Origin of the sequence: Methylopila musalis, assembly GCF_042679725.1 — a bacterium.
GTDB classification, from domain to species: Bacteria; Pseudomonadota; Alphaproteobacteria; order Rhizobiales; family Methylopilaceae; genus Methylopila; species Methylopila musalis.
In genome coordinates, this window is the sequence record NZ_JBHTMX010000106.1 from 1 (window position 1) to 9,960 (window position 9,960).

10 protein-coding genes and 1 pseudogene are annotated in these 9,960 nt (G+C 71.1%); 6 read left to right on the plus strand and 5 right to left on the minus strand.

Annotation, left to right across the window (positions count from 1 at the left end; all coding sequences use genetic code 11):
- The 6 genes and pseudogenes from ACFQ4O_RS11510 to ACFQ4O_RS11535 all read left to right on the plus strand — a co-directional run.
- Positions 1-333 (plus strand): annotated as a pseudogene (locus ACFQ4O_RS11510) (FliH/SctL family protein); the annotation flags it as partial.
- Positions 330-677, plus strand: a complete 348-nt coding sequence (fliN, locus tag ACFQ4O_RS11515) for a flagellar motor switch protein FliN (RefSeq protein WP_378775835.1) — start codon at positions 330-332, stop codon at positions 675-677. The pseudogene ACFQ4O_RS11510 and the gene fliN, both read left to right, overlap by 4 nt.
- 16 nt (positions 678-693) lie before the next feature.
- A complete protein-coding gene (gene flbD, locus ACFQ4O_RS11520; protein ID WP_378775836.1) occupies positions 694-2,058 on the plus strand; it encodes a sigma-54-dependent transcriptional regulator FlbD in 1,365 nt (454 codons plus the stop codon).
- 216 nt (positions 2,059-2,274) lie between these two features.
- On the plus strand, positions 2,275-2,877 hold the full coding sequence (locus tag ACFQ4O_RS11525) for a L,D-transpeptidase (protein WP_378775837.1): 603 nt from the start codon (positions 2,275-2,277) through the stop codon (positions 2,875-2,877).
- A 127-nt stretch (positions 2,878-3,004) separates the two neighbouring features.
- Positions 3,005-4,486, plus strand: a complete 1,482-nt coding sequence (locus tag ACFQ4O_RS11530; RefSeq protein ID WP_378775838.1) for a helicase HerA domain-containing protein — start codon at positions 3,005-3,007, stop codon at positions 4,484-4,486.
- Positions 4,487-4,491: 5 nt separating this feature from the next.
- Positions 4,492-5,421, plus strand: a complete 930-nt coding sequence (locus ACFQ4O_RS11535) for a glutaminase (protein WP_378775839.1) — start codon at positions 4,492-4,494, stop codon at positions 5,419-5,421.
- Positions 5,422-5,595: 174 nt separating this feature from the next.
- Here ACFQ4O_RS11535 and ACFQ4O_RS11540 read toward each other — a convergent pair whose 3' ends face one another.
- The 5 genes from ACFQ4O_RS11540 to ACFQ4O_RS11560 form a co-directional block, all read right to left on the minus strand.
- A complete protein-coding gene (locus ACFQ4O_RS11540) occupies positions 5,596-5,877 on the minus strand; it encodes an HPr family phosphocarrier protein (protein WP_378775840.1) in 282 nt (93 codons plus the stop codon).
- Between the two features lie 71 nt (positions 5,878-5,948).
- The gene (locus ACFQ4O_RS11545) at positions 5,949-6,350 is read right to left on the minus strand and encodes a PTS sugar transporter subunit IIA (protein WP_271204262.1); all 402 of its coding nucleotides are present in this window, start codon (positions 6,348-6,350) and stop codon (positions 5,949-5,951) included.
- Positions 6,351-6,421: 71 nt separating this feature from the next.
- Positions 6,422-6,949 (minus strand): HPr kinase/phosphorylase, encoded by a 528-nt coding sequence (locus ACFQ4O_RS11550; RefSeq protein ID WP_378775841.1) that lies wholly within the window; start codon positions 6,947-6,949, stop codon positions 6,422-6,424.
- On the minus strand, positions 6,946-8,736 hold the full coding sequence (locus tag ACFQ4O_RS11555) for a stimulus-sensing domain-containing protein (RefSeq protein ID WP_378775842.1): 1,791 nt from the start codon (positions 8,734-8,736) through the stop codon (positions 6,946-6,948). The genes ACFQ4O_RS11550 and ACFQ4O_RS11555 overlap by 4 nt, the downstream gene beginning before the upstream one ends.
- A gap of 210 nt (positions 8,737-8,946) precedes the next feature.
- Complete coding sequence (locus tag ACFQ4O_RS11560) at positions 8,947-9,666, minus strand: response regulator transcription factor (protein ID WP_378775843.1); 720 nt, start codon at positions 9,664-9,666, stop codon at positions 8,947-8,949.
- Positions 9,667-9,960: the final 294 nt, after the last annotated feature.

The window sequence follows — 9,960 nt, forward strand, 5'->3', positions numbered from 1 at the left end:
GCCGCCATGGCGCGCGCGCCCATGGCGGAGATCGCCGCCGCGGCCGAGGCCTGTTTCGCGGAGCTGAGGCAGGCGCCCCACGTGGCGGTGCGCGTCGCGCCCGCCATGGTCGAGGCCGTGAAGACCGAACTGACCGCCATCGCCCAGACCCGCGGCTTCGCCGGCCGCCTGATCGTGCTGGGCGACCCGGAGGTCGCCGTGGGCGACGCGCGCCTCGAATGGGCCGACGGCGGCGTGGTGCGCGACGCCGCCGCCGTCGCCGCCGCGATCGAGACCGTCATCGCCCGTCATTTCGCCGCCGACGACGGCGGCCCGGAAGGAAACGCCACATGACCAGCAAGGACGTGCCCCTTCCGGACCTCGGCGCCGGCGACCTCGACATGGTGGACAAGCCCGGCGCCCGCCCGGACCCCTCCGGCGAGCCCCGCGGCGCCTCCGACCTCGAGGCCGTGTTCGACGTGCCCGTCTCGGTCTCCGCGGTGCTCGGCCGCTCCCGGGTCGACGTGGGCGAACTGCTGCGGCTGAAACCCGGCTCGATCCTCGAACTCGACCGCAAGGTCGGCGAGGCGATCGACATCTATGTGAACGACCGGCTCGTCGCCCGCGGCGAAGTGGTGCTGGTCGAAGAGCGGTTGGGCGTGACGATGACCGAAATCATCAAGCCCGACCGCGCCTGAGCGACAGGAGAACCCAATGCGGCTCACCATCGTCGGCCAGCTCAAGGGCCAGCTCACCGCCGCGACCCGGATCGCCATGGACCGCGGCGCCGCCGTGACCCACGCCGAAACCGTGGAGCAGGCCATGCGCACCCTGCGCGCCGGCCGCGGCGCCGACCTGATCATGGTCGACGTGGCGCTCGACGTGCGGGAGCTGATCGTCGCGCTGGAGGCGGACCGCTTCCATGTGCCGGTGGTCGCCTGCGGCGTGGACAACGACGCCCGCGCCGCGGTCGCGGCGATCCAGTCCGGCGCCAAGGAGTACATCCCGCTGCCGCCGGACCCGGAGCTGATCGCGGCGGTGCTGGCGGCGGTCGCCGACGACCAGCGCGACCTGGTGTTCCGCGACCCGGCCATGATCGCGGTGGTGCAGCTCGCGACCCAGATCGCCGGCTCTTCCGCGAGCGTGCTGATCACCGGCGAAAGCGGCTCGGGCAAGGAGATGCTCGCCCGCCACGTCCATCAGAAATCGCCGCGGGCGAGCAAGCCGTTCGTCTCGGTCAACTGCGCCGCGATCCCGGAGCAGCTGCTGGAAAGCGAGCTGTTCGGCCATGAGAAGGGCGCCTTCACCGGCGCCTCGGCGCGGCGCATCGGCAAGTTCGAGGAGGCCTCGGGCGGCACGCTGCTGCTGGACGAGATTTCGGAGATGGACGTGCGGCTGCAGGCCAAGCTGCTGCGCGCGCTGCAGGAGCGGGTGATCGACCGGGTTGGCGGCGCGAAGCCGGTGCCGGTGGACATCCGCGTCATCGCCACCTCGAATCGGGTGCTGGCGGACGAGGTGCGGCGCGGCACCTTCCGCGAGGATCTGCTCTACCGCCTGAACGTGGTGACGCTGAAGATCCCGCCGCTGCGCGAGCGGCCGGCGGACATCCTCGAACTCGCGGCGCATTTCGGCAAGAAATACGCCCTCGCCAACGGCATGCCGGTGCGCGCGCTCTCCCCCGAGGCGCGGATGCAGATCGCCCGCGGGCGCTTCCCCGGCAACGTGCGGGAGCTGGAAAACACCATGCACCGCGCGGTCCTGCTGGCGAGCGGACCGGAGATCGGGCCCGAGGCCATTCTGAGCCCGGACGGCGGGCCGATGGCGCCGGCGCGCGGCGGAGACGCGGCCTCCCGCGCGGCGGAGACGGCGGAGATCGTCACCCGCGGCTTTGTCGGCCGCACGGTGGCGGACGTGGAGCGCGACCTCATCCTCGACACGCTCGGCCACACCCAGGGCAACCGCACCCACGCCGCCAACATTCTCGGCATCTCGATCCGGACGCTGCGCAACAAGCTCAACCAGTATGACGAGGAGGGCTACGCCATCACCCCACCCCAAGGCGGAGTAGCCGCCGCATGACGTCGGAGCTTGGCGTGGCCGCCGCTTGACCTTTGAACACCGCCCCGACCGGGCGAAGTGTGGCGACGGCGTGACAGCGGCTGCGAATTCAGTCGCCGGCCGCCGAAAGTCCTCTCGCCTGCGGACGCCCGCGCCCTCTTTACTGCACCGTCAAAGAACAACACAGGGCGCGCCGTGGTTCGCGGAGCCGCCCGTCCGGGAGCGGCGTCCAGTCTCATGCGGGGTTCGGTCAACCTGTCCGTCGTGGCGGCGCTCGTCGCCGCGTGCTTCGCTCTCGCCGGGTGCGAGACCTCGTCCAGCCTGAACACGTCGTCCGGCGGCGCGATCGCCGCGGCCATGACGCGCAGCTACCCCTCCGCGCTGCCGAGCGAGTATCGCAAGCAGGAGGTGTCGGACCCGACCGGCGAGGCGCCGGGCACCATCGTCATCGACACCGCCACCAAGCATCTCTACCTGGTGGAGCCCAACGGCCGGGCGCTGCGCTACGGCGTGGGCGTCGGCCGCGAGGGCTTCGGCTGGACCGGCGAGGCCGTGGTCGGCGCCAAGCAGGAATGGCCGGACTGGGTGCCGCCGCCCGAGATGCTGCAGCGCCGGCCGGACCTGCCGCTGCGCATGGCCGGCGGGCCGGAGAACCCGCTCGGCGCCCGCGCGCTCTACCTGCATCGCAACGGCCGCGACACGCTGTTCCGCATCCACGGCACCAACGAGCCCCACACCATCGGCCAGGCCATGTCGTCGGGCTGCATCCGCATGATCAATTTCGACGTCGAGGACCTTTACGCCCGCACGCCGGTGGGCGCGCGGGTGGTGGTGCGCTGAGGCGGGCGGACGCGGCCGGGATCGAAACGCTTGGGGACAACGCCCGCGGCGCTTGGACTCCCGCGCCGGGGCGGATAACCGTTCCTATGCGATCGTTGAAGACGCACGGAGGGTGAGTCGCGGCCGAATGACGGTGAGCGTGGACATCGGCGCGCGCGCCAGCGGCCAGCGCGCCGTGATCGACCTCGAGGAGCTGCTCGCCACGCGCCTGCTGGTGCAGGGCAATTCGGGCTCGGGAAAATCGCATCTTCTGCGCCGGCTGATGGAGCAGAGCGCCCCCTGGGTGCAGCAATGCGTCATCGACCCTGAGGGCGATTTCGTCACCCTCGCGGACGCCTACGGCCATGTGGTGGTGGACGCCGCCGGCGTGGAGCGCGACCTCAGCCTGATCGCCGACCGGGTGCGCCGCCACCGGGTGTCGGTGGTGCTCAACCTCGAAGGCCTCGACATGGACCGCCAGATGCGGGCGGCGGCCGTGTTCCTGAACGGGCTGTTCGACGCCGAGCGCGACCACTGGTACCCGATGCTGGTGGTGGTGGACGAGGCGCAGCTGTTCGCCCCCGCCGCCTCCGGCGACGCCGACGAGGACAGCCGACGCCAGTCGCTGGCCGCGATGACCAACCTCATGTGCCGCGGCCGCAAGCGTGGGCTCGCCGGCGTCATCGCCACCCAGCGGCTCGCCAAGCTCGCCAAGAACGTGGCGGCGGAAGCCTCCAACTTCCTCATGGGCCGCACCTTCCTCGACATCGACATGGCGCGCGCCGCCGACCTGCTCGGCATGGAGCGCCGGCAGGCGGAGGCGTTCCGCAACCTCGACCGCGGCGCCTTCGTCGGCCTCGGCCCCGCCATCGGCCGCAAGCCGGAATCGATCCGCATCGCCGCGGCGGAGACGCAAGGCCGCGGCGGCTCGCCCAAGCTGACGCCGCTGCCCGAAAAACCCGCCGAGGACGCGGCCGGCCTGATCTTCCGCCCGTCCGAGGGCGAGAGCCTGCCGCGCGCCTCGGCCTCGACCGCCTCCACCGCGGACGTGCTGGCCCAGCTCGCCCGCTCCCGCGAAGCGGCGGTCGCCGCCGCGCCGGAAGCGCCGGTGGACCTGTTCGCCGACGCCGAGCGCGAGAAGACCATCGCCGAGATCATGACGGCGATCATGGCCGAGCCCGAGGCGGGCTTTCAGCCGGTCTCCACGCTCTATCAGGACTTCCTCGTCCGCTGCCGCATCGCCCGGCTGTCCGGCGAGCCGCCGGACCTGCCGCGCTTCCGGCGCGAGCTCGCCATCGCCAAGGCCGGCGTGGACGAGGGCTCGGTCGCGGCCTCCGACTGGGAGCAGGCGACGCTGGTCGCCGCCGCCCTGCCCGAGGACGTGCGCGGCGTGTTCCTGCTGGTCGCGAAGGCGGCGCTGCAGAAGGCCCCTTGCCCGTCCGACAGCGAGATCGCCCGCGCCTACGGCACCCGCTCGCCCGGCCGCGCGCGGCGGCTGCTGGCCTATATGGAGGAGCGCGGCTTCCTCGCCTGCGCCGCCGACATGCGCGGCACCCGCATCGTGATGCTGCCCGATCTCGGCTGGCAGACCGCGCCCGGCATGCCCGACGGCCTCGCGAAGGCCGGCTGACGCCCATGGCCGACCTCGACGCCATCGTCCGCGAGATCGCCGAAGAGATGCGCGAGCGTCCCGACCGGGGCGAGGTGGCGAGCTACATCCCGGAGCTCGCGCGGGTGGACCCGAACCAGTTCGGGCTCGCCGTGATCGACGCCGAGGGCCGCGTCAGCGCCGCCGGCGACTGCGACGCGCCGTTCTCCATCCAGAGCGTGTCGAAGGTCTTCACCCTGACGCTGGCGCTGGGCAAGGTCGGCGACCGGCTGTGGCGGCGCGTGGGGCGGGAGCCGTCGGGAAGCCCGTTCAACTCCATCGTCCAGCTCGAGCGCGAGAACGGCGTGCCGCGAAACCCGTTCATCAACGCCGGCGCCATCGCGGTCACCGACGTGATCGTGTCCGGCCACAAGCCGCGGGAGGCGCTGGGCGAGATCCTGCGCTTCATGCAGTTCCTGGCCGACGACGACGGCATCGCCATCGACGACAAGGTGGCGGCCTCCGAGCAGCGCACCGGCTTCCGCAACGCCGCGCTCGCCAATTACATGAAGTCGTTCGGGGTGATCGAGAACCCGGTCGATTTCACGCTCGGCGTCTACTACCACCACTGCGCCATCGCCATGAGCTGCCGCCAGCTCGCCATGGCGACCCGCTTCCTCGCCCATTCGGGCGTGCAGCCCTCCACGGGCCGCTCGGTGGTGACGCGGGAGCGGGCGCGGCGCATCAACGCCATCATGCTGACCTGCGGCCATTACGACGGCTCGGGCGATTTCGCCTACCGGGTCGGCCTGCCGGGCAAGAGCGGGGTCGGCGGCGGCATCATCGCGGTGGCGCCCGGAAAGGCCTCGATCGCGGTGTGGTCGCCGGGCCTCGACGCCGCGGGCAACTCCCATCTCGGCCGGCTGGCGCTGGAGATGCTGGTGAAGCGCACCGGCTGGTCGATCTTCGGGCCGTAGAGTCTGTTCAGGAACGGCCACAGCGCGCGATAAAACGCCCGTATGCCCGGCGCAGCCGGGCAGCCACGACGTTCCGCCGGGCGACATCGTCAGCGTTTCAGTCGGGGACGCCCGAGTAGCGCTCGGGCATGACGGCGTGAGGCCGTCCCCTCCCCGCTGTCATGACCGAGCGTCCTATTCCTCTTCGCCGAAGCGGTTCGCCACCAGCGCGGCGATGGCCTCCAGCGCTTCCGCCGCCTCGGCGCCGCTCGCCTCCACCATGATGGTGGTGCCGGGAGCCGCCGCCAGCATCATCAGCCCCATGATGGAACCGCCGCTGACCGTCTCGCCGGACCGGCTGACGCGCACGTTGGCGTTGAACCGCTCCACCGTCTGGACGAACTTCGCCGAGGCCCGGGCGTGCAGGCCGCGACGGTTGATGATGGGAAGCTCGCGGGAAACGCCGTCCTGCGCCATTGGTCTCGCTCCGTCCCTGTCTTGCCGCAGGTTCGCTGTTCCGCCGCGCCGGATCGCCCGGCCGCGGCCGCCTACTTGCCGGAGAGCACCCGGCTCGCGACGTTGATGTACTTGCGCCCGGCTTCCTGCGCCTGAACCACCGCCGCGTCCAGCGGCAGGTCGGCCCGGACGCTGGCGAGCTTGATCAGCATGGGCAGGTTGATGCCCGCGATCACCTCGACCCGGCGCCCCTCCATGCAGGAGATGGCGAGGTTCGACGGCGTGCCGCCGAACATGTCGGTGAGCACGGCGACGCCGTCGCCGCTGTCCACCTCGCGCACGGCGGCGAGTATGTCGCCGCGGCGCAGCTCCATGTCGTCGTCGGGTTCGATGGTGATGGTCGCGAACTGAGGCTGGCGACCCACCACATGCTCCAGCGCGGCGCGGAACTCACAGGCCAGACGCCCGTGGGTGACCAGTACGAGGCCTATCATGCATTCTCCGCGCAAACGCGTGCGCTCCAGATCTCACGGCCGACGCGCGCATGCCTGCGGCGCGTCCGGCGCTAGAACCACGGCGCGAAGCGCGCCGGAGACCTTACTTTTCCATGTTGCGGCGCGAACGCAAGTGCGGAAGCGCCACAATCGGAAGCGTGACCGTTCTCCGCCAGCGTCTGGCGCACCAGAGCCGGGGCCAGCGGCGACCGTTCTGCGACCGCAAGTCGCGGAAGCCGCACGCCCTCCACGGTGTCGAACGACGCGCCGTCGTCCGGCATACGGGCCGGAAACGGCTCCATATTCACCAAAAGTCGAACGATAACATTCGGCAGATAGGGCGCCTCACGCACGCCCGCGCCGTGAATCTCGATCAGGCCGGCGAGCGCGTCCGGGCAGGTCGCGAGCAGACGGCCGCCGACCGCCGCCAGCCGAACCCTGTCGTCCGCCACCAGCGCCGCATGACTTCCGTCCCGGAGCGCGGCGTCGGTCAGCGCCAGCGCGAGGCTGGACTTGCCGGCGCCCGGCGCGCCCCGGATCAGCACGCCCGCCGCCCCCACCGCCACGCAGGTGGCGTGGACCGTGGGCGACGGCGTCACGCCAGCGCCGCCGGCAGGCGCACCACGAAGCGCGCGCCCACCACCTTGGGCTCCTCGCCGGCAGGCGGCTTGGTCATGCGGTTCTGGGCGCGGATCGCGCCGCCATGGGCCTCCACGATCTGCTTCGAGATCGACAGGCCGAGACCCGAGTTCTGCCCAAAGCCCTGTTCGGGACGGTCGGTGTAGAAGCGCTCGAAGATCTTCTCCATGGCGTCGGGGCGGATGCCGGGCCCCGCGTCGTCCACGATGATCTCCACCCCGCTGCGGCCCCGGCGGCAGCGCACGGCGACGTTGGAGCCCCGGGGCGAGAACGAGCGCGCGTTGTCGATCAGGTTGGTGACCACCTGGGCGAGGCGGGAGTCGTGGCCGAGCACCAGATAGGCGTCACGGCCCTGCGCCGCCTCCGCCACCTTCAGGCTGACGGTGACGCCGTCGTCCCGGCGCACGCTGTTCTGCATGTCGATCACGGTGGACAGCAGCTTCACCACGTCCACCGGCTCCGCGTCCTGCCGCTGCAGCTCGGCGTCGAGGCGGCTCGCGTCCGAGATGTCGCTGATCAGCCGGTCGAGCCGCCGCACGTCGTGCTCGATCACGCCGAGCAGACGGGCGCGGGAGTCGTCCGACTTGGCGAGCGGCAGCGTCTCCACGGCCGATCGGAGCGAGGTCAGCGGGTTCTTCAGCTCATGCGCTACGTCGGCGGCGAAGCTCTCGATCGCGGCGATGCGGGCGTAGAGCGCGTTGGTCATGTCCCGCAGCGCGCCGGAGAGATGGCCGATCTCATCGGAGCGGTTGGTGAAGTCCGGGATCTCCTCCCGGTGCTTGATGCCCCGCCGCACCCGTTCGGCGCCGTCGGCGAGCTTGCGCACCGGGCCGGCGATGGTGCTCGCGAGCAGCAGGGACAGCACCAGCATCACCGCCGCCGCCACCAGGAAGTAGCGCACGATCGACAGCCGCTCGGCCCGGACGATGGCGTCGATGTCGCCCCCTTGGGTCGACAACAGCAGCGCGCCCGTCACCGCCCGGAAGCGCTGGATCGGCACCGCGACCGAGACGATGATCTCGCCACCGTCGTTCACCCGCACCACGCTTTCCGGCGCGCCGCCGAGCGCCCGGTTCACCTCCGGATAGCCGCGCCCGTTCGAGGCGCCGAGCTCGGCGTAAAGCGGCAGGTCCGAGCGGCGGAACCACGACTTCACCGAGCGCACCATCCCGTCGAAGAGGTTGGGCTCGCGCGTCTTCGGGGCCGGCAAGTCGAAGCGCAGGATGTCGCCGCGGGCGTAGAGCGAGCGGCTGTCCAGCAGCAGGCCGCCGTCCCGGTCGTAGATGCGGGCGCGGGTGCGGGTCGGCGTCACCAGCCGCCGCAGAACCGGCGCCACCCTCTCCGGATTGATGGGGAATTCGAGGCTCTGGAGCCCCTCCTCGCCGGGCGAGGCGCTTTCCCCGAGCTGCAGCTCCAGCAGCTTGTCGGGATCCACATAGAGCTGGTTGGTCTCGACCGTCGCCGACGAGGCGATGGCGCCGGCGATGATCTCGCCCTGGATCAGCAGGCTCTGCACCCGCGCCTCGATCAGGCCGGCGCGGAACTGGTTCAGGTAGAGGATGCCGGAGGCGAGCGCGAGCAGGCCCGCCAGATTGAGCACCACGATGCGGCGCGTGAGGCTGGAGAAGCCCAGCACGCGCAGCGCACGGACCGCGTCGCGCGCCCGCGCCCGCAGCGTGCGGGGCGCCGCGGCTTCGTCGTCGTCGGCCTGGGGCAGGTCGTCGGCGCGTTCGGCGTCTGCGCTCATCGTCTCACGCGACCGGGGCGTGCGGGCCGTAAAGGCCCACGCGCTCGGACCTTATGCGGTTGTCCAAGCTCGACGTCATGCCCGAGCATGTCTCGGGCGTCCACGACTGAAACCCGCAAGCGCTGGAGCGTCCAAAATCGTGGATACCCGCCTTCGGCGGGCATGACGGGACACGCCGATCGAGCCCTGAGACAGGTTTCAACGGTCTTTTCAGACCTCCTTGAAGCGGTAGCCGACGCCGTACAGCGTCTCGATCATGTCGAAGTCGTCGTCCACCGCCTTGAACTTCTTGCGCAGGCGCTTGATGTGGCTGTCGATGGTGCGGTCGTCCACATAGACCTGATCGTCATAGGCCGCGTCCATCAGGGCGTTGCGGCTCTTGACCACACCGGGACGCAGCGCGAGCGCCTGGAGAATAAGGAACTCAGTGACGGTCAGCGTCACGCCCTCGCCCTTCCAGGTGCAGGTGTGGCGCTCGGGGTCCATCATCAGCGAGCCGCGCTCCAGCGCCTTGCTGTCCGGGCCCTTGCCGGCGGCGGTTCCGGGCGCCGCGGCCGCGGCCTCGCGCGCCACCGCCCGGCGCAGCACGGCCTTGACCCGCTCCACCAGCAACCGCTGGGAGAACGGCTTCCGGATGAAGTCGTCCGCGCCCATCTTGAGGCCGAACAGCTCGTCGATCTCCTCATCCTTGGAGGTGAGGAAGATCACCGGCAGCTCGGACTTCTGCCGCAGCCGCCGCAGCAGCTCCATCCCGTCCATGCGCGGCATCTTGATGTCGAAGATGGCGAGGTCGGGCGGCGACGCCTTGAGCCCTTCGAGGGCCGAGGCGCCGTCGTTGTAGGTCTGGATCCGGTAGCCCTCCGCCTCGAGGGCGATGGACACGGAGGTGAGGATGTTGCGGTCGTCGTCGACCAGAGCGATCGTGGGCATGGACCCGCCTGTAACCTGAAACCCCGCCCGCATGAAGCGGCGCGGCGTGGCTTAATTGTGACGGCGCGCCCGAACATGGCGCCTTGTCAAGCGATCCGATCGTCGGTTTCCCTCCCGGACCCGCTTTCGACCGGAGCCCCGACGCCCATGACCACCGCCGACCGCGCCGCCGCCTTCGATCCCGTCGCCGCCGCACGGGCGCTGATCCGCTCCGGCCGCCGGGCCATGCTCGCGACCGTCGACGCCGACGGCGGGCCTTACGCCTCGCTGGTGGCCGCCGCCACCGCGCCGGAC